Below are 26,808 nucleotides of genomic sequence, written 5' to 3' on the forward strand. Positions count from 1 at the left end.
CGCCGTGCACAGCTGAACAGCTGAGAGAGGGGCCGTCCCACTGGGGCGGCCCCTCTTCGCGTTCGTACCGGGAGCGGGGGAGCGTCGACAGTCGACTGCCGACGCGGCATGTTTCACGTGAAACCGGGACAACGGCGGCTTGCCCGCGTCAGCGGCTCGCGCCCGTCACGATCCACTTGCCCGAGCGCGCTCGCAGCCACAGGGTGAGCAGGCGGACCGTCATCATCAGGGTCATGGCCGCCCACAAGGCGGTGAGCCCGCCGCCCAGCACGGGGACGAGCAGTGCCACCGGCGTGAACACGGCCAGCGTGATCACCATCGCCCAGGCCAGATAGGGTCCGTCCCCCGCGCCCATCAGGACGCCGTCCAGGACGAAGACGATCCCGCAGACCGGCTCGGAGAGCGCCACCATCAGCAGGGCGGGCAGCGCCACGTCCCGTACGACGGGGTCGCCGGTGAACAGCGGCAGGAAGAGCGGCCGGGCGGCCACGACGAGCACACCGAGGACGAGACCGGCCGCGATGCCCCACTGGACCATGCGGCGACAGGCTTCACGCGCGCCCCGAGCGTCGGAGGCACCGAGATACCGGCCGATGATCGCCTGCCCGGCGATCGCGATCGCGTCCAGCGCGAAGGCCAGCAGGCTCCACAGGGACAGGACGATCTGGTGGGCGGCGATGTCGGCGTCACCGAGGCGGGCCGCCATCGCTGTGACGATCATGAGGATCGCCCGCAGGGACAGCGTGCGGACCAGGAGCGGAACGCCCGCCTGGGCCGATGCCCTGATACCAGCGAGGTCCGGCCGCAGCGACGCCTTGTGCCGCCGCGCTCCGCGCACGACCACGAGGAGATAGACGGCCGCCATGCCCCACTGGGCGATGACCGTGCCCCAGGCCGAGCCCGCGATCCCGAGCCCGGCCGGGTAGACGAGCAGCGTGTTGAGGACGGCGTTGGCTACGAAGCCCCCGACGGCGACGTACAGCGGGGTCCTGGTGTTCTGCAGACCGCGTAGTACGCCGGTGGCGGCCAGGACCGTGAGCATGGCCGGGATGCCCAGCGTCGAGATGCGCAGATACGTGGTGGCGTAGGGCGCCGCCGTGGCGGAGGCGCCGAAGAGGTGCACGATGCCGGGCGCCAGCGGCAGGACCACGGCGATGACCGCCACGCCGATGAGCAGGGCCAGCCAGATCCCGTCCATGCCCTGGCGCAGGGCCGCCGGGAGATCGCCGGCGCCGACGCGCCGGGACACCGCTGCCGTGGTGGCGTAGGCGAGGAAGACGAACACGCTCACGGCGGTCGTGAGGAGCGCGGTCGCGACGCCTAGACCGGCGAGCTGAGCCGTGCCCAGGTGGCCGACGATCGCGCTGTCGGCCATGACGAACAGCGGCTCGGCGACGAGCGCGCCGAAGGCCGGAACCGCCAGGGCGACGATCTCTCGGTCGTGCCGCCGACGGGTGGCCCGGGGGATCGCTGGAGCCTGTGTCATGGGCGCCAATGTATCCGTCCACAGGTAAGTGATGCAATTACCATGTGACCCTTACGTTCGGTCGTGGATCGCGTACGTTCGCGCGTTGTTCGAGGTGATCTTGGTCCGGCTGGGGAGTTTTTTGTTCTGCACAGCCAGTGGGCAACAAAGACGCAGGTCAAGGTCGTCCTGCTGGAGGAATCGAGGTCTTGTTCACAGGACTGTCCACCGGGTCGTGCACAGGTTTCGGGGAGTTCTCCACAGCATCTGGGCCGTCGTCCACATGGCCTGTGGATAACCAGATTGGCTGAAGGTGCCGGGGGGCCTACCGTGGTCCGGCGCCCGCTCCCTGTCCCGGCCCTGGAAAACGTCGTACACCGACGCGCCGGACCCGGTGCCGGGCCTCTCATTTTGTCAGTGCCGTGCCGTACAAAGAGGCGTGGCGAGGTCCGCTGTGCGGACGGGAGGAGGTGGCTCGATTGAGCATTTCCGAGCCCTTGGACGATCCGTGGGCCGACAGCGGACCCAGCGATCGTCTGCCCGCCTCCCGCCGTCGTGGCGAGGCCGTCCGCAGCCGCGGTGAGCAGCACGACCGCGGACGCGACAACGACGACTGGGACGGCGGCGGCTCCTCCTTCGAGCGGGTGCCGCCCCAGGACCTGGACGCCGAGCAGTCCGTCCTCGGCGGCATGCTGCTGTCCAAGGAAGCCATCGCCGACGTGGTCGAGATCCTCAAGGGTCACGACTTCTACAAGCCCGCGCACGAGACGATCTACCAGGCGATCCTCGACATCTACGCGAAGGGCGAGCCGGCCGACCCGATCACGATCGCGGCCGAACTCACCAAGCGCGGCGAGATCAACAAGGTCGGCGGCGCGGCGTATCTGCACACCCTCGTCCAGACGGTGCCGACGGCGGCGAACGCCGAGTACTACGCCGAGATCGTCCACGAGCGCGCGGTACTGCGCCGCCTGGTGGAGGCGGGCACGCGCATCACGCAGATGGGATACGCGGCCGACGGCGACGTCGACGAGATCGTCAACAGCGCCCAGGCCGAGATCTACGCGGTCACCGAGCAGCGCACCAGCGAGGACTATCTGCCGCTCGGCGACATCATGGAGGGCGCCCTCGACGAGATCGAGGCGATCGGCTCGCGCAGCGGCGAGATGACCGGCGTGCCCACCGGGTTCACGGACTTCGACTCGCTGACCAACGGCCTGCACCCGGGCCAGATGATCGTCATCGCCGCGCGTCCCGCCATGGGTAAGTCCACTCTTGCGCTGGACTTCGCGCGGGCCGCCTCGATCAAGCACAACCTGCCGAGCGTGGTCTTCTCGCTCGAGATGGGCCGCAACGAGATCGCGATGCGTCTGCTGTCCGCCGAGGCACGGGTCGCCCTGCACCACATGCGCTCCGGCACGATGACCGACGAGGACTGGACCCGGCTCGCCCGCCGGATGCCGGACGTCTCGGCCGCCCCCCTCTACATCGACGACTCCCCGAACCTGTCGATGATGGAGATCCGCGCCAAGTGCCGCCGCCTGAAGCAGCGCAACGACCTGAAGCTGGTCGTCATCGACTACCTCCAGCTGATGCAGTCCGGCGGCTCCAAGCGCGCCGAGAGCCGTCAGCAGGAGGTCTCGGACATGTCCCGTAACCTCAAGCTCCTCGCGAAGGAGCTGGAGCTCCCGGTGATCGCGCTGTCCCAGCTGAACCGTGGTCCCGAGCAGCGCACCGACAAGAAGCCGGCGGTCTCCGACCTGCGTGAGTCGGGCTCCATCGAGCAGGACGCGGACATGGTCATCCTGCTGCACCGCGAGGACGCCTACGACAAGGAGTCCCCGCGCGCGGGCGAGGCCGACCTGATCGTCGCCAAGCACCGTAACGGCCCCACGGCCACGATCACGGTCGCCTTCCAGGGCCACTACTCCCGCTTCGTGGACATGGCCCAGACCTGACCGGCCGGTCGGCTCCCTGCGCCGGGTGCGGCGGTGGGTTTGTCAGCCCGGCTGGAAGAACGCGAGCATCCGCTGAGCCGCGTCGGGCGCCATCAGCATGTCGTGGATGCGCGCGCACTGCCGGCCGATGGCGTCGGTGCGTTCGAACATCTCGCGTTCGTACTCCTTCACGGCGGCGGGGAAGTCGTCCGGGTGCGCGGCGAGCGCGAGACCGAGCAGGGCGCCGTCGAGCAGCGCCATGTTGGCGCCCTCTCCCGTCGGCGGCATCAGATGCGCGGCATCGCCGACCAGCGTGACGTCCGGCGCGGACGGCCAGGTCAGGCCCACCGGAAGCATGGTGATCGACCGCGGCACGACCGTGTCGTCGCAGGCCGCGATCAGCGCGGTGAACCGTGCGTCCCAGCCGGGAAGCAGCTCGATCAGCCGCGCCCGGGCGGCGGCCGGGTCGTCGAACGGGATCCCGCTGGTGGCGAACCAGTCCTCGCCGGTGTTGTAGAAGCTGACGCCGATACGGACGCGGCCGTCGCCGTTGCGCTGCGCCGCCAGGGATATTCCGTTGCCGAGCACCCAGTAGTTGCCGCGTCCGACCATCGCCGCGAGGTCGGGGTGCGTGCGGTCGATGTCGGGGATGCCGACCTCGACGACGTTCTGGCCGATGTGCGCCGGGCGGGCGTCGGTGAGCAGCGGGCGGACCCGGGACCGTGCGCCGTCCGCGCCGACCAGCAGGTCGTACGGGGCGCTGCCGCCGTCGGCGAAGCGCAGCAGGCCGTTGTCGGCGGACGTGAACGCGTGTCCCCAGCGCACCGTGCCCTCGGGGAGGGAGTCCAGCAGCAGGTCGCGCAGATCGGCGCGGTCGACCTCGGGCCGGGCGAGCGGGGCGTCGTCGGGTGTGTCCTCCTGGAGCAACAGGGTGCCGTCCGGCTGGAGAAGGCGCATGTCCTGGCCCTCGCCACGGGCGATCGCGTGGAACCCGTCGATCAGACCGGCCTCGCGCAGCGCCCGCTGGCCGGAGTGGATGTCGAGCATCCCGCCCTGACCGCGCGCGGCGCGTGACGGCTCACGCTCGTACACGACGGAATCCATGCCGTTCACATGCAGCACACGGGCGAGAGCCAGGCCGCCGAGGCCGGCTCCGACGATGGCAATGGTCATGGTTGCCTCCCCTTCGATACACCGTATTGATCGATACACTGTATCGCTCGTTGCCTTGTACTGTTGGCGGCATGTTGGTGTGGGAGAGGCCGGAGCCGCCGAATCGACCCGTTCCGACCCCGCTGAGCCGGGAGCGGATCGTGGGAACGGCGATCCGGCTGGCCGACGCGGACGGCCTGGAAGCGGTGTCGCTGCGCAAGGTCGCCGCCGCGCTGGGTGTCGGCCCGATGCGGCTGTACGGCTACATCGACAGCAAGGAAGAGCTGCTCGACCTGATGGTCGACGCGCTGTACGCCGAGATCCGGCCGGCCGGAGACGGCTGGCGGGACATGCTGCGGTCCCTCGCCGAAACCACCAGGCAGGCTGCTCACGAGCACGAATGGCTCGCCGATCTGCTCGGCGGGCGGCCGCAGCTCGGGCCGCACGCGCTGGCCAACGGGGAGACCGTGGTGGCCGCGCTGGGCGACCTCGATATGGACGCCGTCATGCCGGTGGTCGCCGCGGTCAACGCGTACGTCATCGGTGCCGTGCGCCGTGAGATCGCCGAGCGGCGGGCCGAGCGGGCCACCGGCATGGACGAGAAGCACTGGCAGGCCGCGCTCGGGCCCTATCTGATGCGGACCTTCGCCACCGGCCGGTTCCCCGCCCTGTCAACGGTCGTGCGCGACGCCGCCCACCTGGACGCCGACCACACCTTCCGGCTCGGCCTCGACTGCCTGCTCGACGGCATCGAGGCCCGCACCGCCGGGTGACGCGCGGTCCTCGGGGCCGATCAAAGAACTCGACGTCTCGCCCTTCAGCGGATGGACTGGGCGCATGACGACATCTCATGAAGAGCTGCTGCCGGGGACGCGGCGCGCGCTGTCGCACCGGGTCGCCGTCGCGCAGGCCGAGGGGCGGGCGCCGTCGTTGGTGGCCGCGGTGGTACGGGGCGGGCGGGTCGTGTGGCAGGGGGCGCGGTCCTCGGTGGAGGGGCACGAACCGGACGGGGACGTGCAGTACCGGATCGGCTCCCTCACCAAGACGTTCACCGCCGTCCTGGTGCTGCGGCTGCGGGACGAGGGGGTGCTGGACCTCGGTGATCCGCTGGAGAAGCATCTGCCGGGCACCGGTGCCGGTGAGGCGACCGTCGCCGAACTGCTCGCCCACACCGCGGGGTTGGCGGCCGAGTCGCCCGCGCCCTGGTGGGAGCGGACCCCGGGCTCGCTGCGCCCCGAACTGAGCGACGTGCTCGGTGAGCACCCCCTGCCGCACCCGGTCGGGCGGCGCTTCCACTACTCCAACCCCGGCTACACCCTGCTCGGCGCGCTGGTGGAGGAGCTGCGCGGCGCCCCCTGGGAGCAGGTGCTGCGCGAGGAGATCCTCGAACCGCTCGGCCTCCACCGCACGAGCACCCGCCCCCGGGCACCGCACGCGGGCGGCTGGGCGGTGCATCCCTGGGCGGACGCGCTGCTTCCCGAGCCGGTGGAGGACCTCGGCCGCATGGCGCCGGCCGGACAGCTCTGGTCGACCACCGGGGACCTCGCCCGGTTCGCCGTCTTCCTGGCCGAGGGGGACGACCGGGTGCTGAGCGCGGAGTCGGTCCGGGAGATGCGGACGCCCGCCGCTCCCGCCGAGGCCACGGACGTGGCGGACGGGGTCGCCTATGGCCTCGGGATGCAGATCCAGCACCGCGGCGGCAGGCTCCTCGTCGGCCACTCCGGCTCTCTCCCGGGTTTCCTGGCGAACCTCACCATCAGCGTGGCCGACGACGTCGCGGCGGTCGTGCTGGCCAACTGCACGAGCGGCCCGCTGCTCGGGGCGGTGGGCGCCGATCTCGTCCGTATCGTCGCGGAGGCGGAACCGCGCATCCCGGAGCCGTGGCGGCCGATGCCCGAAGTGGATTCGGAAGTCCTTGAGTTGGCGGGGCAGTGGTACTGGGGGACGCACGCCTTCGGGCTGCGGGTGTCCGCGGACGGGCTCGCGCTGGGCCCGCTCTCGGGGACCGGCCGTCGTGCGCGGTTCCGCCCGAACGGTGACGGCACCTGGAGCGGCCTGGAGGGTTACTACGCCGGTGAGTTGCTGCGTCCCGTACGGCGCGAGGACGGGACGCTGAGCCATCTCGACCTCGGCTCGTTCGTGTTCACCCGGCAGCCGTACGACCCGGAGGCGTCGGTGCCGGGCGGTGTGGACGCGGAGGGCTGGCGGGGGAGCGAGCGGGCTTAAGCACGGCGGCAGTTGAGAGGATTCGGCCTTGTTTCACGTGAAACAGGGCCGAATCGTCGTATGCGGGACCTGACTGCGTGTGGGTGCTCAGAGGTTCAGCTTGAAGCCCTCGTGCGAGGCGGTGAACCCGAGGCGCTCGTAGAAGCGGTGCGCGTCGGTGCGGGCTTTGTCCGAGGTCAGCTGTACCAGGGTGCAGCCGAGGCCCCGTGCCTGATCGACGGCCCAGTTGATGAGTTCGCTGCCCAGTCCGCTGCCGCGCTGGTCCGCGTGGACGCGGACGGCTTCGATGAGCGCCCGTGTCGCACCCTTGCGGGAGAGCCCGGGGATCACCGTGAGGTGCAGGGTGCCGATCACGCGCCCCTCCAGGACGGCGACCATCAGGTGCTGGTTGGGGTCGGCGTCCAGGCGCTCGAACGCGGCGAAGTAGGGCGCCAGGTCGTCGGGGGATTCGCGCTGGGCGCCGAGGGGGTCGTCGGCCAGCATGGCGACGATCGCCGGGATGTCGTCCGCTCCGGCCCGCCGTATGTCCGTCTGTTCCATGATCCCTGACCCTAGGCGGGCGCGTGCAGGGACTCCACTGTCTTTACCAGGGGCGCCAGTTCGGGCTTCAGGGAGGCTGCGTCCAGTGCCTCGCGCAGGGCGGCGTCATTGGTGGGGCGCGCCTGTTCCAGCAGCGTCAGTCCCGCTTCGGTGACGTTCGTGTAGATGCCCCGGCGGTCGGTCGGGCACAGATAGCGCTCCAGCAGGCCCCGGTCCTCCAGGCGGGTCACCAGGCGCGTGGTGGCGCTCTGGCTGAGCACGACCGCGTCGGCCACCTGCTTCATCTGGAGATGGCCGCCCTCGCCGTCGTGCTGGCGGCTGAGCACGTCGAGCAGGGAGTACTCGCGCACGCTCAGCTCGTGCCGTGCCTGGAGCGCGCGCTCGATGTGCGCCTCGATCCTGCCGTGCAGCAGCGACAGCGCGCACCAGCTCTGCGCGAGGGCGGTGAGCGCGGGGTCCGTCGCGGTCATGGGCGTTCTCCTCCGTCCCGAGCGGCCGGGTTCCAGGGTAGAGCATCACTCGCAATATCCAGCGATTGCATTTAACCCGCGTCTGCAACTATTGTCGAAGCCTGCAAAGCGCTCCTGCAATCGTCTGGGAAGGTGTACCCCCCTCATGCCTCTCGCGCTTCTGGCCCTCGCGATCGGGGCCTTCGGAATCGGAACGACCGAGTTCGTGATCATGGGCTTGCTGCCCGAGGTCGCGGGTGACTTCGGGGTTTCCATCCCCATGGCGGGCCTGCTCGTGACCGGCTACGCCCTCGGCGTGGTGATCGGCGCCCCGCTGATGACCGTCCTCGGCACCAAGGTCTCGCGCAAGCGGATGCTGATGATCCTGATGGGGCTGTTCATCGCCGGGAACCTGCTCTCCGCCGTGGCCCCGGTGTTCGGGCTCATGCTCGCCGGGCGCGTGGTCGCGTCCCTCGCCCACGGCGCCTTCTTCGGCATCGGCTCGGTCGTCGCCGCCGACCTGGTGGCCCCGGACAAGAAGGCCGGCGCCATCTCGATGATGTTCACCGGCCTCACCGTCGCGAACGTGGTCGGGGTGCCGCTGGGCACGCTCGTCGGCCAGCAGATCGGCTGGCGGGTGACCTTCGCCATCGTGGCCGCGCTGGGCGTGGTCGGGCTCGCCGGTGTCGCCAGGCTGGTGCCGGACATGCCGCGCCCCGAGGGCGTACGGCTGCGCCACGAGCTGGCCGCCTTCAAGAACGCCCAGGTCCTGCTCGCCATGGCGATGACCGTCCTCGGCTTCGGCGGAGTCTTCGCGGCCGTCACCTACATCGCCCCGATGATGACCCACGTCGCCGGTTTCGCCGACGGCTCGGTGACCTGGCTGCTGGTCCTGTTCGGTCTCGGCATGGTCGGCGGCAACCTGGTCGGAGGCAAGTTCGCCGACCGCGCCCTGATGCCGATGCTGTACGTCTCCCTGGGTGCCCTGGCCGTCGTCCTCGCGCTGTTCACGCTGACCGCGCACAACAAGATCGCGGCCGCCGTGACCATCGCCCTGATCGGCGCCCTGGGCTTCGCGACCGTTCCGCCTCTGCAGAAGCGCGTGCTCGACCAGGCGCATGGCGCCCCGACCCTGGCCTCGGCCGTGAACATCGGCGCCTTCAACCTGGGCAACGCCCTCTCCGCCTGGCTCGGCGGCGTCGTCATCGCGGCGGGCTTCGGCTACACCGCCCCGAACTGGGTGGGCGCCGCCCTCGCGGCCGCCGCGCTGGTCCTCGCCTTCCTGTCGGCCGCCCTGGAGCGCCGCGACGGTACGGCCGGCACCACGGGCGCCCCCGAAGCGGCCACCTCCGACGCGGCCGTCACGCGGCGGGCGGCCGTCCACCACTGAGCCCGCCCCTCCCCGACCACCCGACGGCCGTCGGCACCGCAGGCAGCACACCTGCCTCGGTCCGCACGACAGCACCTCAGAAAGATCCAAGGAGAACCCCCACCATGAGCACCACCACCGTCACCCCGCTCACCACCGACGACGCCGAACTGCTCATCGCGACGGCGCGGCGCGCCGCCGAGGACGCCGGAGTCACGGTCAGCGTCACCGTGCTGGACGCGGGCGGCCACCTGCTCGCCTTCCGCCGGGACGACCGGGCGGTGCTGATCTCCGGCGAGACCAGCACCCGCAAGGCCTACACGGCGCTCCAGCTGAACGCGCCCACCGCCGACCTGGTCGACGCCGTGCAGCCCGGCGGTCTCTTCCACACGCTGCCCACCGCGCTCGACCGGCCGCTGCTGTTCATCGCCGGTGGCATCCCGGTCCACCGTGACGGCCGGCTCATCGGCGCCATCGGCGTCGGCGGCGGCGCGCCCGACCAGGACCACGGCTTCGCGACCGAGGCCCTGCGCGCTCTCGGCGCCTGACGGAGCCGCCACGACGTGACGCGTGCGGGCCCCGGCTGGAGACAGCCGGGGCCCGCACGCGTCGTGTGATCAGCCTGCCGCCACCGTCAGCGGCGCGAACCGCCGCGTCCAGTCCCCCGGCAGATCGGCGATCCCATGCGTCATGACGGCGTTGACGGCCACGGGCTCCAGCCCCCGCTCCCTGAGCCAGGAGCGCAGTTCCTCGTGGCGCATGTCGATGTCGGTGCGCAACGGGCGATCGGTGCGGGCCGCGAGCGAGGTGACGAGTGCCTTCGCCGTCTCCGTGTCGCGGGCGATCAGCGGCCCCACCACGTGCGTGTCCATGTTGGGCCAGGCGGCGGCGTAGCCCGTGATCCGTCCCGCCTCCTCCGCCACGCGCAACTGGTCGGCGAACGCGGGCAGGCGGGCGATGAGCGGGGTGCGGTCGGTGCCGAACACCTCCGCGTCGAGCCGGAGGATCGCGGGAAGGTCCTCGGCGGTCGCGGCGCGGGTCGGGGTCGGCTCCGGGGCCCCGGACGGGACGAAGTCGCCCATCAGCATGTCGGCGTGGCCGACGATCTTGAAGCCCAACTCCTCGTAGAGCGGTCGGCCCATGGGCGTGGCGTGCAACGTCAGCGGTGTGGTGCCCGCGGCTGCCATGACGTGCCGCAGCAGGCGCCGCCCCACGCCTCGGCGGGCATGGCGCTCGGCGACCAGGACCATCCCTATGGCACCGAGGTCCGGATTCTCTTCCGGGCCGTACTCGGTGATGACACAGGCGGCCACGAGGCCGCCCTCGGGGTCGTCGATGCCGTATCCCTGTCCGGCGGTGAGGAGCAGGCCCCACTTGTGTTCCTCGCGCTGCCACTGCCGGTTCTCGGAGAGGTCGGCGCAGGCGGTCACGTCACGCGGACCCAGACGGCGGACGGGAAGGGCGGTGGGAGAAGGCGTCGGCACGCGGGTCAGGGTGTCGGATCGGGGGCGTGGCGTCCACCGGTTTAGGGAAAGCCCGGCCCGGTTCTCATGCGTCCGAGCGACCGGGGCGTATGGCTGTTTCACGTGAAACACGACCCCTTGAGCGGTAGCGGCTCAAATCCTCCGCTCTGTCCGTCACTTGAGGAACGAACAGCGTAACCGGGCGAAGGTCCCGAAGAACCGCTTTTTCGGGTACATCGTCGTGGCACCCGAGCGCGGTGGAAGGCTGCGGAGCGAGTGCTGTGGGTCGGTCCGCCCCGCCGGGGACACGCGCGTTTCCCCGCTGGGAGAGCGTCCGCCGACCGTGGATGTTCGAGGCGAGGGCACACCATGGACGCTCCGGCCGTCATGTCGGGGGAGAACGGGACACCGGGCGACGAGCAGGGGCGCCGACCGGCGGAATCCGTCGAGGCGGCATCCCCGGACGCGCTCCTCGTCCGCCGCACGCTGGCCGAGATCGCGCCCGTCGCCGACAAGGTCACCTCGTACTTCTACGCGCTCCTCTTCGTCCGCCATCCCGAGCTGCGCTCGATGTTCCCGCCCGCGATGGACACCCAGCGGGACCGCCTGCTGCGGGCGCTCCTCACCGCCGCCGAACACATCGACAACACACCCGTCCTCGTCGACTACTTGAGGAATCTGGGCCGCGGGCACCGCAAGTACGGGGCGCTGGAGGCCCATTACCCCGCCGTGGGCGCATGTCTGATCGGCGCCCTGAGCGTGCATGCCGTCCGGACCTGGACCCCGCAGGCCGAGGCTGCCTGGTCCCGCGTCTACGCCGTGCTCGCCCAGGTGATGATCTCCGCCGCCGCGGAGGACGCGGTCGATGCCCCGCCCTGGTGGGGAGCCGAGATCGTCGCGCACGACCTGAGGACCCCGGACGTCGCGGTCCTCACCCTGCGCCCGGACCAGCCCTACCCCTTCCGCGCGGGGCAGTACACGAGCGTGGAGACGCCCTGGTGGCCTCGCGTCTGGCGGCACTTCTCCTTCGCCTCCGCGCCGCGTGCCGACGGACTGCTGACCTTCCATGTGCGGGCCGTTCCGGCGGGCTGGGTGTCCAGCGCGCTGGTGCATCGGGCCCGCCCCGGAGACGCCGTACGCCTCGGACCACCGGTCGGCTCGATGACCGTCGACCACACCGGCGACGGCGGCCTTCTCTGCCTGGGCGGCGGTACCGGCATCGCGCCCATCAAGGCCCTGGTCGAGGAGATCGCCGGACACGGCGCGCGCCGCCCGGTCGAGGTTTTCTACGGCGCCCGCGCCAAGCACGACCTGTACGACATCGACACGCTGCTGGGGCTTCGGGCGCGCCACCCATGGATCTCGGTGCGGCCCGTCATCGACTGGCAGGACCGCCGCCGACTGCCCGACGTCCTCCGGGCGGGCGGCCCCTGGCACGGGTACGACGCCTACCTCGCGGGGCCGCCCGGCATGATCCGCAGCGGAGTCGCCACCCTGCGCGCCCTCGGCGTCCCGGACGCCCGCATACGGCACGACCCGGTGGAGGACATGATCGGCGTCGGCTCCTGACCGGCTATCCGAGGTCGGGTGCGTGCATGGCGCGTACGCCCTCGATGTTGCCGTCCAGGTAGTGGCGCAGGGACAACGGGACCAGGTGCACGGAGGCGATGCCGACCCGGGTGAACGGGATGCGGACGATCTCGTACTCACCGGCCGGTGCCTCGACTTCGGGGCCGTGGCGCAGCGAGGTGTCCATGGACTCCAGGCGGCAGACGAAGAAGTGCTGTACCTTCACCCCGGTCGCGCCGCCGTCCTCACCGATGTGTTCCACGGTGTCCACGAAGCAGGGGACCACGTCGATGATCTTGGCGCCGAGTTCCTCGTACACCTCGCGGTGCAGGGCGTCCACGACGGTCGGGTCGGCGGGCTCGACCCCGCCGCCGGGAGTGACCCAGTACGGATCGACGCCTGGCTTGGTGCGCTTGATCAGGATCAGGTCGTCACCGTCCAGGAGAACGGCTCGAGCGGTGCGCTTGACCACGGGTCGGACGGTCATGGGAGAAATGTGGCCCGGCTTGTTCCACGTGAAACATCGCGAGGAGCCACTACCGAGGCACATGGTGTGACCTGTGTCGCACAGGGGCTCAACACCACCGCGCGGCCGCTCGCTGAAGCCACTCGTGCGCCCGCGCCACATGCGGCAGGGCGAGCGAGCCGGTGCGCACCACCAGGAAGTAGGTGCGCAGGGGCGGGACCAGCGGATCGTGCAGCAGGACGATCTCCTCGCGCTCCAGCGCCGGTCCGCACAGATAGCGGGGCAGTACGGCCAACCCGGCCCCGGCGCTCGCGCAGGCCAGCACCGCCCGCAGGTCGGGGACGATCACCGTGCCCGCGGCGGCCGGACACGAATCGAAGACGGAGGCCCAGTAGCGCGAGACGAAGGGCAGCGACTCGTGCACCTCCACGACGGGCAGGTTCTCCAGGGCGGGCGCCCCGTCGAGCGGCAGCGCTCCGATCCGCTCCGCCCAGTGCGGTGAGGCGACCAGCACATGCTCCTCGTCGCACAACGGACTCGCGGTCAGCAGGGCGCCGCGCGGCCGGGCCGTGCTGATGGCCAGGTCGTGATGGCCCGCGGCCAGGCCCTCCAGGGTGTCCTCCGCCGTGCCGAAGGAGGCGCGGAGCGCGAAGCCCTGGCCGTCACGGGCCGCGAGCTCGGTGAGGGCGGGCAGCGCGCGCTCGGCGGTGAACTCCGGAGGCCCGGCCAGGTGCAGGGTCCGCAGCGCCGACTCCTCGTCGAGGCCGCTCTCGGCTATCTCCACCAGGGCGTCGAGATGCGGTGCCGCCTTGTGCGCGAGTTCGTCGCCGATGGTCGTGGGCGTCACCCCGCGCGCCTGCCGCAGGAAGAGCGGGCGGCCCAGCTGGCGCTCCAGGGTGCGGATCTGGGAGGTCACGGCCGGCTGGGACAGGCCGAGCAGCGCGGCGGCACGGGTGAAGGAACCGGCCCGGTGCACGGTGACGAAGGTACGCAGCAAGGCCAGATCCATGGCGGGTCCTTCCCTTCCCTGCCGTCTCCGGCCCCCGGGCAGGACCCAACTATAAATAAGTCGATAGGTCTCTGTCGTTACCGTGATTGGACACTGACGCAGAGTCAACTAGCCTTGTCCGCACGGTTCTTCGCGCGCGGAACCGACGCGGTCCGAGCCACGAGGGGGGAGGCTCGGACCGCGACCATTTCGTCTCAGTCCGCGGACTCGTCCAGCGCTCGCAGCACGTCGGCCACCAGGTCCTCGGGGTCCTCGGCGCCGACGGACATCCGGACGAAGCCCTCCGGTACCGCGTCCCCGCCCCAGCGCCCGCGCCGCTCGGCGGTGGAGCGCACCCCGCCGAAGCTCGTCGCGTCCTCGACCAGACGGAGCGCCGCGAGGAAACGCTCGGCACGCGCGCGCGTCGGCAGCGTGAAGGAGACCACGCAGCCGTAACGGCGCATCTGCCGGGCGGCGATCGGGTGCGCCGGGTCGTCCGGCAGGCCCGGATAGCGCAGGCCGGAGACGTCCGGATGCTTCCGCAGCGCCTCGGCCACCAGGAGCGCGGTGGCGTTCTGGCGGTCGGCGCGCAGCGCCAGCGTGGCGATCGAGCGGTGCGCGAGCCACGCCTCCATGGGCCCCGCGATCGCCCCGACGATCTTGCGCCAGCGGCGCACGGCGGCCATGGCCTCGCCGTCCCGCCCGGCCACATAACCCAGCAGGACGTCCCCGTGGCCGGTCAGCTGCTTGGTGCCGCTGGCCACCGAGAAGTCGGCCCCCAGCTCCAGCGGACGCTGCCCGACGGGCGTGGCGAGGGTGTTGTCGACGGCCACCAGGGCGCCGCGCGCGTGGGCCGCTTCCACGAGCCGCCGGATGTCGCAGACGTCGAGGCCCGGGTTGGACGGCGACTCGATCCACAGCAGCCGCGCGCCGTCCAGGACCTCCAGCTGGGCGTCCCCGCCGGTGGGCGCGGTGCGTACCTCGATGCCGTACGCCTCCAGCTGCTCGCGGACCAGGGGGAACACCTGGTAGCCGTCGGAGGGCAGCACGACCGCGTCGCCGGAGCGCAGCTGGGAGAAGAGCACCGCGGAGATCGCGGCCATGCCGGAGGCGAAGACCAGCGTCTCCACGTCGTCTTGGCCCGGTGCCTCCAGCTCGCCGATGGCGCGCTCAAGGAGCGTCCAGGTCGGATTGTCGTCGCGGCCGTACGCGTACGGTCCCGTGACCTCGCCCGGCAGATGGAAGTGCGCGGCGAACACCGGTCCGGGCAGGGTGGGTTCGTGCTTGACCGGGTCGGGCAGTCCGGCCCGTACCGCGCGCGTGCCGTCGCCGGTGCGGTCCGGGTGTGCGGTGGCGTCGCTCATACGGGGCGTTCCTCCAGGTGTGCGCGTACGGCGGCGAGCAGTCCGTCGCTCGCCCGTTCCACCATCTCAAGGCACTCCTCGAAGCCGTCCCGGCCCCCGTAGTACGGGTCGGGCACGTCGAGGTCGTCGCCCGCCGCGGGGTCGTAGGAGCGCAGCAGGCGGACCTTGCGCGCGTCCTCCGCGGTCGGCGCGAGACGGCGCAGGGCCTTGAGGTGGCCGGTGTCGAGGGCGATCACGAGGTCGAGCGGGGCGAACCACGACGGCTGGAACTGCCGGGCGGTGTGCACGGTGCCGTAGCCGTGCTCGTCGAGGACCGACACGGCGCGCGGGTCGGCGTCGTCGCCCTCGTGCCACCCGCCGGTGCCTGCGCTGTCCACCTCGATCAGGTCCTGGAGCCCGGCCTCCGCGACGCGTGCGCGGAGGACGGAGGCGGCCATCGGGGAGCGGCAGATGTTGCCGGTGCAGACGAAACAGACGCGGTAGGTCATGGCGTGCTCAGTCCTCGTCGGGCAGGACGAGGTTCAGCGCCCAGGAGACGACGGAGATGATCAGGCCGCCGAACACCGCGGTCCAGAAGCCGTCCACGTGGAAGCTCAGGTCGAGCTGACCGCACACCCAGGAGGTGAGCAGCAGCATCAACGCGTTGACGATCAGGGTGATCAGGCCGAGCGTCAGGACGAACAGCGGGAAGGTGAGGACCTTCACGATCGGCTTCACCAGGAAGTTGACCAGGCCGAAGATCAGCGCGACCACGATCAGGGTGCCGATCTTCTTGCCCGTGTTGTCACCGGTGAGGGTGATCTTGTCGAGCAGCCACACGGCGACCGCGAGGGCGGCCGCGTTGGCGAGCGTCTTGACTACGAAATTCTTCATGTGTCTGATCGTGGCAGACGGGGTCGACGGTGAGCAGTGGGGCGAGGACGGCGGAGATGAAGGCATTCCGGCTGGACGAACTGGAGGCGGAGCGCGCCGCGAACGACGGCGCCTACCTCCAGTTCCTGCGGGAGCGGAACATGTCGGTGGGGCTGTACGCCCTCGACGCGGGCTCCCACGACCCTCAGCGACCGCACGGCCAGGACGAGGTGTACTTCGTCGTCAGCGGGCGGGCGTCGATCACGGTGGGCCTGGAGACCACCGAGGTCGCGCGGGGCAGCGTGGTCTACGTACCCGCCGGGGTGGCCCACAAGTTCCACCACATCAGCGAGGATCTGAGGGTCCTGGTGGTGTTTTCTCCGCCTGAGGCGTGAGGGTCGGTCTCAGGGTTCCCTAGGGGGCGGTTCAGGGGAGGACAAGGGGTGCGCGGCCCCCGCCGGAGCCTCTCGCGGCCCTAGCATCGAGGGCGGGACATCGATTACTGCGAACGCAAAGGACGAGGGCAATGCGAGAGATCTTCGCGGGGCTGCCGTGGTGGGTGAAGTGGGTCGCGGTGCCGGTCATCGCGCTGGTCGTCTTCGGCGGCCTGATAGCGACCGTGATCGGCTTCCTGATCGGTCTGCTGTTCAAGGTCCTGCTCTTCGTCGCCCTGGTCGGCGGACTGATCTACATCGTGCGGAAGTTCATGTCCAGCTCATCGTCGCGCAGCGACTGGTGACGGACGCGGGAGCCGGTGGGCAGTAACACGGATCACCGGTTCCCTCGGGGGAGGGAAGTTTCCCGGCGTACCATCCGCGCGCGGTGGCGGACGGTTAAAGTCCGGAACTCTCGTGGGGTCCGGCCCCACGGGTGGCACGCCTCCTCGCCCGTGCCCACCGAGCACGGGCCGCCCCCATCCTCGCGCTTCGGGAGTCACCCCTTGGCCACGGTCGACACCGCCCCGGCAGGACCCCACGCACCGCCCGCATCGCGCCGGTCCTGCGCTCCCCCGATGCAGCGGCCGAACGGCCCGGCCGCCCGGGACAAGCACTCCGCGACCCTCATCGGGTCCGTCCAGCGCGCGATGCGGCTGCTGGAGACCGTCGCGGCCCACGAGTACGGCGCCCCGGCCAAGCAACTCGCCCGCGAGACCGGCATCGCCCTGCCCACGGCGTACCACCTGCTGCGAACCCTGGTCCACGAGGGCTATCTGCGCCGGGAGAAGGGCCTGTTCTTCCTCGGGGAGGCCGCCGACAGGCTGAGCGCCGCTGCCGCAGAGCAGAAACGTCGCAGCACTGTGGCGGGCACCCTTGAGCAATGGCGCGATTCCATCGGTGTGCCGGTGTACTACGCGATGTACCGGGACGGCGAGATCGAGGTGCAGTGCGTCGCCGAGTCGCGGGAGGCCCCGGCGGTCGAGGAGTGGGCCGACTTCCGCGAGACGGCGCACGCGCACGCGATCGGACAGTGCCTGCTCTCGCAGCTGGACGAGGAGGCCCGCCGCGACCATCTGGCCCGCTACCCGGTGCGGTCGATCACGCCCTACACCGTGCGGGACAACGGCGCCCTGCTGCGGCGGCTGGCCCGGGTCGAGCGCATGGAACCGGTGGTGGAGCGTCAGGAATACGCCCTGGGGGCGGTTTGCGCGGCGATTCCCCTCACGATGGGTACCACGGCGGCTACGATCGCGATCTCACTGCCCGCCCACCAGGCCGACCGGCTGATGCCCGCGACGCAGCGGCTGCAGGCCGAGATCGGACGTCATCTCGGGGCGTTCGCGCTTTCTATCAGCATCTGAAAACTCACTCCTTGTGATCTGTTGTGTACTTTCAGCTAGATTTGGGCATGGTCCGGGGATTAATCCCAGCCAGTCGATGTCATACGACGGGGTAGGCGATGCGCGAGTCCGTACAGGCAGAGGTCATGATGAGCTTTCTCGTCTCGGAGGAGCTCTCCTTCCGCATTCCGGTGGAGTTGCGCTACGAGACGAGCGATCCCTACGCGGTGCGGCTCACCTTCCATCTGCCCGGCGATGCCCCGGTGACCTGGGCCTTCGGGCGCGAGCTGATGATCGACGGGGTCGGCCGGCCGTGCGGTGAGGGAGACGTGCACATCGCGCCCGTCGACTCCGAAGTGCTGGGCGAGGTGCTGATCCGGCTTCAGGTCGGTAGTGACCAGGCGCTGTTCCGCTCTTCCGCGCCGCCGCTCGTGGCCTTCCTGGACCGCACGGACAAGCTGGTCCCGCTCGGTCAGGAGGGAGCGCTGGCCGATTTCGACGCCCACCTCGACGAGGCACTGGACCGCATCCTGGCCGAGGAGCAGAGCGCCGGCTGAAACGACGGGGACGGTGGGCCGTTCGCACGGCCGGGCCGCACGAACCTTGCAGAAACGCTTCTGCGTGGCTCGTGCGGCCCTTTGCCGGTTCCCTGGCGTCCATGCCCCGACGACCGTCCCCCCGTGCGTGACCCGCCCGCTCACCGCCTCCGGCGTCGCCCCCGCCCGCCGTGTGCCGCCGCCGACACGGCAGCCGGGGCCGGGTTGCCCGGTTCGGGCCGGTCGGCCGAGACCACCAGGGCGGCGAGGGCCGTGGTGACCGGCACCGAGGCGACCAGGCCGATGGAGCCGACCAGCGTGCGCACGATCTCCTCCGCCACCAGTTCGCTGGTGGCCACGGTGCTCACGCTGCTCTGCGCGATCGAGAACAGCAGCAGCAGGGGGAGCGCGGCGCCCGCGTAGGCGAGGACGAGGGTGTTGACCACGGAGGCGATGTGGTCGCGGCCGATGCGGATGCCCGCCCGGTACAGCCCCCGCCAGCCCATCGAGGGGTTGGCCTCGTGCAGTTCCCAGACGGCCGAGGTCTGGGTCACCGTCACGTCGTCCAGCACACCGAGCGAACCGATGATGACACCGGCCAGCAGAAGGCCGCTCATGTCGATCGAGGGGTAGAGCCCGTGGATCAGTCCCGTGCTGTCGTCCGTGTTGCCGGTGAGCGCGGCCCAGCCGATGAACTGCGAGCCGAGGAAGCCGATCAGCATCAGCGAGACGAGCGTGCCGAGCACCGCGACCGAGGTCCGGGCGGACAGCCCATGGCACATGTAGAGCGCGATCAGCATGATCGCGCTCGATCCGACCACGGCCACCAGCAGGGGATTCGACCCCTGGAGTATCGCGGGGAGGATGAACATGGTCAGCACCAGGAAGCTGACGGCCAGCGCGACCAGCGCCATGACGCCGCGCAGTCGGCCCACCACCACGACGGCGACCGCGAAGATCCCGGCGAGCAACGCCATGGGGAACTGCCGGTTCACGTCGGTGACCGCGTACTGCAGGTCCTTGGGCGCCGAGGGCTCGTAGGCGACCACGACCTGCTCGCCCTGGTGCAACTGCCGTGTCTGGTCCGGCTGGACGATCTCGGTGAAGGTGCGGCCCCGGTCCTTGCCGGTGTCGACCCGGACCGTCGCCTTCTTGCAGTCCGCCTTCCCCTCCTGGGCCGCCGCGCCCGCTCCGGAGGAGGCGTTGTCGCCGAGGGACGAACCGCCCGAGGCGTTCACGGACTTACAGCTCACGGACAGGACCTGGGTGACCGTGGCCTGCTGGGTCTGGCGGTCGAAGCCGACCCCGGAGCGTGCGTGCGGCGGGGCACCGCCGGGCCAGAGCACCACGAGCCCGACCACGACCGCGGCCGTGAAAGGGATGAGGATCGCCGCGATGACCTTGCGCAGATGCCGGGACACCGGGGCCGCGGGGCCATGGCTGTGCGAGTGGCCGTGACCGTGATGGCCGTGGTCCGGGTCCTGGTCGCCGCCGGAGCCGGAGTGGTGCCCGTGCGCGTCGCCGGGGCCACCGCCGGAGCCCTGTCCGCTCCCTCGGCCGGGGCCGTCGCCCGGTCCGGGGCCGTGCCGATGGGGCGGCCCGGGCGGTGGGTAGGGAGGCTGATGTGTCGTGGTCACCGTCCGATCATTGCAAGAACGACCGAGGCCCACTGTCCTTCACGTCACAAGGGGCGCTAGCGTGGAGGCACCTTTGCACACGCGGGAGCTCGGAGCACCGGGCTGAGAGGGCGCTGACCTCCGTCTTCGCGATGTTTCACGTGGAACGTGATTCCACCGGACCATCTGCGGACGGAAATCGCTGCGTCGACCGCCGAACCTGTTACCGGGTAATGCCGGCGTAGGGAGTAGGTCTCATGACCAACAAGGACGCACGCACGCCTGCCTCCACGCAGAACGCGACGAACGGGTCGCCGGACGCGGAGGCCGGGAAGTCCAACGGCTGGCACAAGGCGTACCTCGCGGGCTCGCGCCCCGATGTGCATGTGCCGGTCCGTCAGGTGCACCTGACCAACGGGCGGTCGGTCACGCTCTACGACACATCGGGTCCGTACACCGACCCCGCCGTCCCCACCGATGTCCGACGGGGCCTGACCCCGCTGCGGGAGAACTGGATCGTCGCCCGGGGCGACACCGAGGAGTACGCCGGGCGTCCCGTCCGGCCCGAGGACGACGGCATCAAGCACACCTCGCCGCGCGGCGGGCTGCGGAACCTGGACGCGGTCTTCCCTGGGCGCCCGCGCCTGCCGCGCCGGAGCCGTGACGGTGGCGCGGTCACCCAGCTCGCGTACGCGGTGCGGGGCGAGATCACGCCCGAGATGGAGTTCGTGGCCCTCCGCGAGAACGTTTCTCCGGAGGTGGTCCGCGAGGAGATCGCCGCCGGTCGCGCGGTGCTGCCGGCCAACGTCAACCACCCCGAGATCGAGCCGATGATCATCGGCAAGCGGTTCCTGGTGAAGGTCAATGCCAACATCGGCAACTCCGCCGTCACGTCCTCCATCGAGGAGGAGGTGGAGAAGATGACTTGGGCCACCCGCTGGGGCGCCGACACGGTCATGGACCTCTCCACCGGCCGCAACATCCACACCACGCGCGAGTGGGTGCTGCGCAACTCCCCCGTGCCGATCGGCACCGTGCCGCTCTACCAGGCCCTGGAGAAGGTGGACGGCAGGGCCGAGGAACTGACCTGGGAGATCTACAAGGACACCGTGATCGAGCAGGCCGAGCAGGGTGTGGACTACATGACGGTCCACGCGGGCGTGCGGCTGCCGTACGTCCCGCTGACGGCGAACCGCAAGACCGGCATTGTCTCGCGCGGCGGCTCGATCATGGCGGCCTGGTGCCTGGCGCACCACAAGGAGTCGTTCCTGTACGAGAACTTCGAGGAACTCTGCGAGATCCTCGCCGCCTACGACGTCACCTACTCGCTGGGCGACGGTCTGCGGCCCGGTTCCATCGCGGACGCCAACGACGAGGCGCAGTTCGCGGAGTTGCGCACGCTCGGGGAACTCAACCGCATCGCCAGGCGTTTCCACGTACAGACGATGATCGAGGGCCCCGGTCACGTCCCGATGCACAAGATCAAAGAGAACATCGACCTTCAGCAGGAGATCTGCGATGAAGCCCCGTTCTATACGCTCGGCCCGCTGACCACGGACATCGCCCCGGCGTACGACCACATCACCTCCGGCATCGGCGCGGCGATGATCGCCTGGTGGGGGACGGCGATGCTCTGCTACGTCACGCCCAAGGAGCACCTGGGCCTGCCCAACCGGGACGACGTGAAGACCGGCGTCATCACCTACAAGATCGCCGCCCACGCGGCTGACCTCGCCAAGGGGCATCCCGGCGCGCAGGAGTGGGACGACGCGCTGTCCGACGCCCGCTTCGAGTTCCGGTGGGAGGACCAGTTCAACCTCGCCCTGGACCCGGACACGGCACGGGAGTTCCACGACGAGACGCTGCCCGCCGAGCCCGCCAAGACGGCTCACTTCTGCTCCATGTGCGGGCCGAAGTTCTGCAGCATGAAGATCTCGCAGGACATCCGGCGCGAACACGGCGGCAGCAAGGCCGAGATCGAGGAGGGCATGGCGCGCAAGGCCGAGGAGTTCGCGGCCACGGGCAACCGGGTCTATCTGCCCATCGCCGAGTGACAGCCGGCTGACGCCGTAGACGGTCGGCGTCTACTCCGGCTGATGCTCCGGACCGCCGAAGTCGGGGCTCGAGTAGTCCGGGCTGGAGAAGCGCGGCCGGTCGGAGACCGGGCCGTCGTGCGGGCTGCTGAAGCCGGGGCGGTCGTAGCCCAGGCGCGGCATCCTTCCGGTCGGGGCGGCGGGCTGGGCCGGGTACGGGGTCACCGCGCCCGGCCGGTCCAGGGCCTCCCTGAGGAAGGGCAGGATGCCGCGCTCCAGCAGGGCGTCCCGCCAGGCGGCTCTGGCCTCGCCCACCGCCTGGTCGGCCTCGTCGTAGGCGGTCGCCTTGTTGCGCAGGGCGGTGAGCAGCAGCCCCACGGCGGCGACCAGGATCGCGGCGGCGGTCACGGCGCCGAAGACCCAGCCCGCCGCGATCAGGGTCCGGGCGAAGGCCTGACCGGGGACCAGCACCTTCAGGAGGTAACCGACGAGCAGGAATATGGCAGCCGCGGTCCCGGCGAGGACGGGTGCGAGCACGGCTATCACCGCGATCGCGCCCGCGCCTGCGGTCTCGGCGGCCTCCCCGAGCGTCGTCGCGGCGAGGCCCAGCGTGCCCGGGCCCGGGTCGGCGGAACCGGCCTCGGCCTGGGATTCGGGGGACGGCGCCGGGTGGCGCAGTTCCTCGCGGACCTTCACGTAGTGCTGGTACTCGGTGGCCGCGGCGGCGGTGATGAGCACGATGGCGCCCAACGCCATGGTGCGCAGTTGTTCGGGGTTGAGCCGCTGACCCATGGCGGACAGTTCCGGGCGTTGTGGCGCGGAGCGCAGCGCCTCATCGAGGAGCCGCTCGAATTCCTGGCGGTCCTCGTTCAGCAGGTGCTGCGGAACGCTGTTCATGTGCATCCCCCGATGCTCCGTAGGGCTGGGGGCTCGCATGGCGGCGAGCCGTCGGGCAGAAACGGAGGGGAGCCTGCTACGGATAAACCGATGGTAGAGCCGTCAAGGCTCAAGGTGACAGGGGGTTGTCGGAAATTGAGGCCCGGTCCGGTGTCCGGCCGACCCGGACCGGTTTAGTCGGCCCAACCCTCAGGCGTCCAGGGGGAGTTGCCGGACCAGCAGCTTTCCGGCCATGGTCACGCCGCCGTCCATGGCGATGGCGAGTCCCTCGGCGTAGACGTGCGGTCCCTCGACGTGCGGGCGGCTGTCCTCCTCGTCCTCCTCGGAGCCGACATGGCCGAGCAGATAAGGAATGGGGCTGTGGCCGTGAACGACCCGGGTGCCGCCGTACGTATCGAGAAGGGAGCGCACGGCGTCCGCGCCGCCCTCGTCGCGGAACGAGAAGCGCTTGGTGAGCTTGCGGAACAGGTCCCAGACCTCGTCCACGCTGTTGCGCGTCAGGGTCTCGCGGACCGTGTCGTTGACGGCCTCGATCGAGTCGCCGTAGTCGAGATAGGCGGTGGTGTCCGAGTGGAGCAGCAGATAGCCGTCGGCCGACTCGACGGCGTCGAGGCGCGCCATCCACTGGAGATGGTGGTCCTGGAGGCGGTCCATGTCGGTCTTCTGGCCGCCGTTGAGCAGCCAGGCGGCCTGGAAGGTGGCCGTGCCCGCGCTGGAGTGGACCGGGGTGTCGCCGAACCGCTTGGCGCCCAGGAGCAGCAGTTCGTGGTTGCCCATGAGGGCCTTGCAGTAGCCGCCGGCGGCGGCCGCCTCGGCGGACAGCCGCATCACCAGGTCGATCACGCCGATGCCGTCCGGACCCCGGTCGGTGAAGTCGCCGAGGAACCAGAGCCGGGCGGTGCCCGCGCACCACTGGCCCGCGTCGTCGATCAGTCCCTGCTCGCGCAGGGCGGCGAGCAGCTCGTCCAGATAGCCGTGGACGTCGCCGACGACGTACAGCGGGCCGGGGCCCGCGTTCTCCCGGGGCGCGTGCGCGGCGTCCGGGTCGACCGGGAGCTGGATGGTGTCGCCGCGCTGGATGACGGGCAGGTCGCGCTGGGTGGGCGTGTAGCCGTCGGGGAAGTCCTCGTCGGCCGGGACCACGTTGCCGGGATGCGGATACGGACCGGTCTCATGGACGTACGCGGGCACCCGGAAGTCGCGCACGGTCTCCGTGCGCTCCACCTCGGTCCCCTGACCGGCCCCCTGAGTCATCAGACCCCTCCACCATCGCGCCGCAGCTGCACCGCTTCGGACTGCCTGGTCGCAGCGGCCCGCGGTGTCGTGGGCCCATCATAGGAATGAGCGTCGCGCCATGTGACGACCCAGGGGTGGTGAATCCGAACAAGACGCCAGTTCATCGTGGCTTTCACACCGATTGGGCATGAGTTCGACCGGTAGTCGGCGTGGACCCGCCGGGCGGGTCGGCCGGGCCACGCCGAGGACCCGCTACCCCTTCTCCGGCGTTCGGGGCGGGCTCACCGTCGTCCGCGGCGGGCGCCGCTGCGACGAGGTACGCACGATCAGTTCCGTCGGTATGACCTGTTCGACCGGGTGGTCGGAGTCGACTCCCTCGATGGCGTCGATGAGGAGCTGGACCACGGCCGTGCCGATGCGGCGGGGCTTGAGGGAGAGGGTGGTGATGGGCGGCTCGGTGGTCGCGTACACCGTGGACTCGCTGCAGCACACCAGCAGCAGGTCGTCGGGGACGCGCAGGCCGTAGCGGCGGGCGGCGGCCAGGAGGTCGGTGCCGTTGGGGTCGAAGAGGCCGTAGACCGCGTCCGGCCGGTCGGGGCGGGCGAGGAGCCGGTCGGCGGCGATGGCGCCCGCGCACGGGTCGTGGGCCGGGTACGCCTCGTACACCGGGTCCTGGCCGACGCGCTCGCACCAGCGCAGATAGGCGGTGGTCGACAGATGGGTGTACGTGTCCGTCGTGGTGCCGGTGAGCAGGCCGATCCGGCGGGCGCCCGCGGCGGCGAGATGGTCGAGGATGCCGAGGACGGCGGCCTCGTGGTCGTTGTCGACCCAGGCGGTGACGGGGAGCGAGCCCGCCGGGCGGCCGTCGGAGACGACCGGTAAGCCCTGCCGGACCAGTTCGCTGACGACCGGGTCCTGGTCGGAGGGGTCGATGACGACCGTGCCGTCCAGGGCCACGTTGGACCACACGTCGTGGCGCGAGGTGGCCGGGAGGATGACGAGCGCGTAGCCGCGGGCGAGAGCGGCGGAGGTGGCCGCCCGGGCCATCTCGGCGAAGTACGCGAACTCGGTGAAGGTGAAAGGTTCATCCCCGTACGTGGTCACGGTCAGGCCGATGAGGCCGGACTTGCCCGTACGGAGGGTGCGGGCGGCTGCCGACGGGCGATAGCCCAGCCGGTCGGCCACCTCGCGGACATGGCGCCGGGTGGCATCCGGGAGCCGCCCCTTGCCGTTGAGGGCGTCGGAGACGGTCGTGATGGAGACCCCGGCGGCGGCGGCCACGTCTCTGATGCCCGCCCGGCCCGGCCGGCTGCCTCGTCGTGAGGTTTCCGCGCGGCTCACCTGGTGCTTCCCTGCTGCTGTCATGGCGTGCCGATAGTAGGGCTCAGGCGGTGGGGTAGTGCGGACGCATATGCACGCGTTGACAGGCACGTTTCTGCATGGTCGTCAATACATAACTGCCTGGGAAAGCAAGGCAGTTGATCGATTCGATGGCGAGACGTGACGTATCCACGCGTGTGGACCTGCCAACTGCCCGATGTTTCGAAGAGGTCTCAACTCACCTGCACGAGGGATGCGCGCCACGGCGCGAGCCACCGGCGCACGGACAGACGTACGGTGCGCCCCCCAGGGAGAGTGCCGGTACGGACGCCCCGCGCGGCCGACGGAGCCCCCGTCGCGAAGGTACGCAACCGCGCCGAATCCTCTTAAGGTGAGGAGTATTGGAAGCCGGCGGCGTCGACGGTCCGCCGGTGGTCGCGAGGAGGACTGCGGTGAGCGAGACGAGCCCCAAGCTGCGCGCCGAGCTGGAGGGTATCCCCACCTACAAGCCGGGCAAGCCCGCCGCGGCCGGCGGCCAGGCCGCCTACAAGCTGTCCTCCAACGAGAACCCCTATCCCCCGCTGCCCGGCGTCATGGAGCGGGTCACCGCCGCGGTCGCCGAGTTCAACCGCTACCCGGACATGGCCTGCACCGCGCTCATGAGCGAGCTGGCCGAGCGCTTCGGTGTCCCGGTGTCCCACATCGCCACGGGCACCGGCTCGGTGGGCGTGGCCCAGCAGCTGGTCCAGGCGACCAGCGGTCCGGGCGACGAGGTGATCTACGCCTGGCGCTCCTTCGAGGCGTACCCGATCATCACGCAGATCAGCGGTGCCCGGTCGGTCCGGGTGCCGCTGACGGACGGCGATGTGCACGACCTGGACGCGATGGCCGACGCGATCACCGACCGGACCCGGCTGATCTTCGTGTGCAACCCCAACAACCCGACCGGCACGGTGGTCCGGCGCGCCGAGCTGGAACGGTTCCTCGACCGGGTGCCGAGCGATGTGCTGGTGGTGCTGGACGAGGCGTACCGGGAGTTCATCCGCGACCCGGAGGTGCCCGACGGGGTCGAGCTGTACCGGGAGCGGCCGAACGTCTGCGTCCTGCGCACCTTCTCCAAGGCGTACGGCCTCGCCGGGCTGCGGGTCGGCTTCGCGATCGCCCACGAGCCGGTGGCGGCGGCGCTGCGCAAGACGGCGGTGCCGTTCGGCGTCAGCCACATCGCGCAGGAGGCGGCGATCGCCTCGCTGCAGGCGGAGGACGAACTGCTGGGCCGGGTGGGCTCGCTGGTGTGCGAGCGCCAGCGCGTGTCGGAGGCGCTGCGCGCCCAGGGCTGGACCGTGCCGGAGAGCCAGGCGAACTTCGTGTGGCTGCGGCTGGGGGAGCGCACCGCGGAGTTCGCCGAGGCATGCGAGCGGCACGGCGTGGTGGTCCGGCCGTTCGCGGGCGAGGGCGTCCGGGTGACGATCGGGGAGACCGAGGCGAACGACATCTTCCTGAAGGTGGCGGAGGCGTTCCGCGAGACGAGCTGAGCGGACGGCCGTAAGGAGTAC

26 protein-coding genes and 1 riboswitch are annotated in these 26,808 nt (G+C 70.7%); of the genes, 12 read left to right on the forward strand and 14 right to left on the reverse strand.

Annotated features, from left to right (window positions below; translation table 11 throughout):
- Positions 1-148: 148 nt before the first annotated feature.
- Positions 149-1,486: an MATE family efflux transporter gene (locus tag GTW40_RS30560; protein WP_161183377.1), complete on the reverse strand. Its 1,338-nt coding sequence runs from the start codon at positions 1,484-1,486 to the stop codon at positions 149-151.
- 458 nt (positions 1,487-1,944) lie between these two features.
- Between GTW40_RS30560 and dnaB the strand changes: the two genes are divergently transcribed.
- On the forward strand, positions 1,945-3,423 hold the full coding sequence (dnaB, locus tag GTW40_RS30565) for a replicative DNA helicase (RefSeq protein WP_161183378.1): 1,479 nt from the start codon (positions 1,945-1,947) through the stop codon (positions 3,421-3,423).
- A 42-nt stretch (positions 3,424-3,465) separates the two neighbouring features.
- On the opposite strand, the gene GTW40_RS30570 is transcribed toward dnaB, so the two are convergent.
- Positions 3,466-4,575: an FAD-dependent monooxygenase gene (locus GTW40_RS30570; protein WP_161183379.1), complete on the reverse strand. Its 1,110-nt coding sequence runs from the start codon at positions 4,573-4,575 to the stop codon at positions 3,466-3,468.
- A gap of 71 nt (positions 4,576-4,646) precedes the next feature.
- On the opposite strand from GTW40_RS30570, the gene GTW40_RS30575 reads away from it, so the two are divergent.
- Positions 4,647-5,327, forward strand: a complete 681-nt coding sequence (locus GTW40_RS30575; protein ID WP_161183380.1) for a TetR/AcrR family transcriptional regulator — start codon at positions 4,647-4,649, stop codon at positions 5,325-5,327.
- Between the two features lie 64 nt (positions 5,328-5,391).
- Positions 5,392-6,780 carry a serine hydrolase domain-containing protein gene (locus GTW40_RS30580; protein WP_161183381.1) on the forward strand — a complete coding sequence of 463 codons (1,389 nt, stop codon included), beginning with the start codon at positions 5,392-5,394 and terminating at the stop codon, positions 6,778-6,780.
- Positions 6,781-6,867: 87 nt separating this feature from the next.
- On the opposite strand, the gene GTW40_RS30585 is transcribed toward GTW40_RS30580, so the two are convergent.
- Positions 6,868-7,320 (reverse strand): GNAT family N-acetyltransferase, encoded by a 453-nt coding sequence (locus tag GTW40_RS30585; RefSeq protein ID WP_161183382.1) that lies wholly within the window; start codon positions 7,318-7,320, stop codon positions 6,868-6,870.
- A gap of 11 nt (positions 7,321-7,331) precedes the next feature.
- A complete protein-coding gene (locus GTW40_RS30590) occupies positions 7,332-7,790 on the reverse strand; it encodes a MarR family transcriptional regulator (protein ID WP_161183383.1) in 459 nt (152 codons plus the stop codon).
- Positions 7,791-7,935: 145 nt separating this feature from the next.
- Here GTW40_RS30590 and GTW40_RS30595 point away from each other — a divergent pair, with 145 nt between their 5' ends.
- Together GTW40_RS30595 and GTW40_RS30600 are read left to right on the forward strand one after the other, a co-directional pair.
- The gene (locus tag GTW40_RS30595) at positions 7,936-9,159 is read left to right on the forward strand and encodes an MFS transporter (protein WP_161183384.1); all 1,224 of its coding nucleotides are present in this window, start codon (positions 7,936-7,938) and stop codon (positions 9,157-9,159) included.
- 104 nt (positions 9,160-9,263) lie between these two features.
- Complete coding sequence (locus tag GTW40_RS30600) at positions 9,264-9,686, forward strand: heme-binding protein (protein ID WP_161183385.1); 423 nt, start codon at positions 9,264-9,266, stop codon at positions 9,684-9,686.
- 69 nt (positions 9,687-9,755) lie between these two features.
- Here the strand turns inward: GTW40_RS30600 and GTW40_RS30605 are convergent, their stop codons facing one another.
- Positions 9,756-10,622: a GNAT family N-acetyltransferase gene (locus tag GTW40_RS30605; protein ID WP_161183386.1), complete on the reverse strand. Its 867-nt coding sequence runs from the start codon at positions 10,620-10,622 to the stop codon at positions 9,756-9,758.
- Positions 10,623-10,970: 348 nt separating this feature from the next.
- On the opposite strand from GTW40_RS30605, the gene GTW40_RS30610 reads away from it, so the two are divergent.
- Positions 10,971-12,170 carry a globin domain-containing protein gene (locus tag GTW40_RS30610; RefSeq protein ID WP_161183387.1) on the forward strand — a complete coding sequence of 400 codons (1,200 nt, stop codon included), beginning with the start codon at positions 10,971-10,973 and terminating at the stop codon, positions 12,168-12,170.
- Positions 12,171-12,174: 4 nt separating this feature from the next.
- Here the strand turns inward: GTW40_RS30610 and GTW40_RS30615 are convergent, their stop codons facing one another.
- The 5 genes from GTW40_RS30615 to GTW40_RS30635 form a co-directional block, all read right to left on the reverse strand.
- Positions 12,175-12,657, reverse strand: coding sequence for an NUDIX hydrolase (locus tag GTW40_RS30615; protein ID WP_161183388.1), 483 nt, complete (start codon positions 12,655-12,657; stop codon positions 12,175-12,177).
- An 88-nt stretch (positions 12,658-12,745) separates the two neighbouring features.
- Positions 12,746-13,645, reverse strand: a complete 900-nt coding sequence (locus GTW40_RS30620) for a LysR family transcriptional regulator (protein WP_161183389.1) — start codon at positions 13,643-13,645, stop codon at positions 12,746-12,748.
- Between the two features lie 194 nt (positions 13,646-13,839).
- Positions 13,840-14,988, reverse strand: a complete 1,149-nt coding sequence (locus GTW40_RS30625; RefSeq protein ID WP_161183390.1) for a cystathionine gamma-lyase — start codon at positions 14,986-14,988, stop codon at positions 13,840-13,842.
- A complete protein-coding gene (locus GTW40_RS30630) occupies positions 14,985-15,476 on the reverse strand; it encodes a low molecular weight protein-tyrosine-phosphatase (RefSeq protein ID WP_161183391.1) in 492 nt (163 codons plus the stop codon). Before GTW40_RS30630 ends, GTW40_RS30625 begins: the two co-directional genes overlap by 4 nt.
- A 7-nt stretch (positions 15,477-15,483) precedes the next feature.
- On the reverse strand, positions 15,484-15,861 hold the full coding sequence (locus GTW40_RS30635) for a phage holin family protein (RefSeq protein ID WP_161183392.1): 378 nt from the start codon (positions 15,859-15,861) through the stop codon (positions 15,484-15,486).
- 56 nt (positions 15,862-15,917) lie between these two features.
- On the opposite strand from GTW40_RS30635, the gene GTW40_RS30640 reads away from it, so the two are divergent.
- From GTW40_RS30640 to GTW40_RS30655, 4 genes are all read left to right on the forward strand, one after another.
- Entirely contained in the window at positions 15,918-16,235 is a 318-nt protein-coding gene (locus tag GTW40_RS30640) for a cupin domain-containing protein (RefSeq protein ID WP_161183393.1), read from the forward strand.
- Positions 16,236-16,366: 131 nt separating this feature from the next.
- The gene (locus tag GTW40_RS30645; RefSeq protein ID WP_161183394.1) at positions 16,367-16,579 is read left to right on the forward strand and encodes a DUF5326 family protein; all 213 of its coding nucleotides are present in this window, start codon (positions 16,367-16,369) and stop codon (positions 16,577-16,579) included.
- Between the two features lie 273 nt (positions 16,580-16,852).
- The gene (locus GTW40_RS30650) at positions 16,853-17,638 is read left to right on the forward strand and encodes an IclR family transcriptional regulator C-terminal domain-containing protein (protein ID WP_272919053.1); all 786 of its coding nucleotides are present in this window, start codon (positions 16,853-16,855) and stop codon (positions 17,636-17,638) included.
- A 98-nt stretch (positions 17,639-17,736) separates the two neighbouring features.
- Positions 17,737-18,174 carry an SsgA family sporulation/cell division regulator gene (locus GTW40_RS30655; protein WP_018547576.1) on the forward strand — a complete coding sequence of 146 codons (438 nt, stop codon included), beginning with the start codon at positions 17,737-17,739 and terminating at the stop codon, positions 18,172-18,174.
- 140 nt (positions 18,175-18,314) lie between these two features.
- Here GTW40_RS30655 and GTW40_RS30660 read toward each other — a convergent pair whose 3' ends face one another.
- Positions 18,315-19,790 (reverse strand): YibE/F family protein, encoded by a 1,476-nt coding sequence (locus GTW40_RS30660; RefSeq protein ID WP_161183395.1) that lies wholly within the window; start codon positions 19,788-19,790, stop codon positions 18,315-18,317.
- Positions 19,791-19,861: 71 nt separating this feature from the next.
- Positions 19,862-20,034: riboswitch (TPP riboswitch) on the forward strand.
- Between GTW40_RS30660 and thiC the strand changes: the two genes are divergently transcribed.
- A complete protein-coding gene (thiC, locus tag GTW40_RS30665) occupies positions 20,027-21,823 on the forward strand; it encodes a phosphomethylpyrimidine synthase ThiC (RefSeq protein WP_161183396.1) in 1,797 nt (598 codons plus the stop codon). (Overlaps the previous riboswitch by 8 nt.)
- A gap of 30 nt (positions 21,824-21,853) precedes the next feature.
- Here thiC and GTW40_RS30670 read toward each other — a convergent pair whose 3' ends face one another.
- The 3 genes from GTW40_RS30670 to GTW40_RS30680 form a co-directional block, all read right to left on the reverse strand.
- On the reverse strand, positions 21,854-22,705 hold the full coding sequence (locus GTW40_RS30670; protein WP_161183397.1) for a hypothetical protein: 852 nt from the start codon (positions 22,703-22,705) through the stop codon (positions 21,854-21,856).
- A 183-nt stretch (positions 22,706-22,888) separates the two neighbouring features.
- Positions 22,889-23,953, reverse strand: coding sequence for a metallophosphoesterase (locus tag GTW40_RS30675; protein WP_161183398.1), 1,065 nt, complete (start codon positions 23,951-23,953; stop codon positions 22,889-22,891).
- A gap of 234 nt (positions 23,954-24,187) precedes the next feature.
- Positions 24,188-25,300, reverse strand: coding sequence for a LacI family DNA-binding transcriptional regulator (locus tag GTW40_RS30680; RefSeq protein WP_161183399.1), 1,113 nt, complete (start codon positions 25,298-25,300; stop codon positions 24,188-24,190).
- 407 nt (positions 25,301-25,707) lie between these two features.
- On the opposite strand from GTW40_RS30680, the gene hisC reads away from it, so the two are divergent.
- Complete coding sequence (gene hisC, locus GTW40_RS30685; RefSeq protein ID WP_161183400.1) at positions 25,708-26,787, forward strand: histidinol-phosphate transaminase; 1,080 nt, start codon at positions 25,708-25,710, stop codon at positions 26,785-26,787.
- Positions 26,788-26,808 lie beyond the last annotated feature (21 nt).

Source organism: Streptomyces sp. SID4985, from assembly GCF_009863025.1.
Lineage (GTDB): Bacteria > Actinomycetota > Actinomycetes > Streptomycetales > Streptomycetaceae > Streptomyces.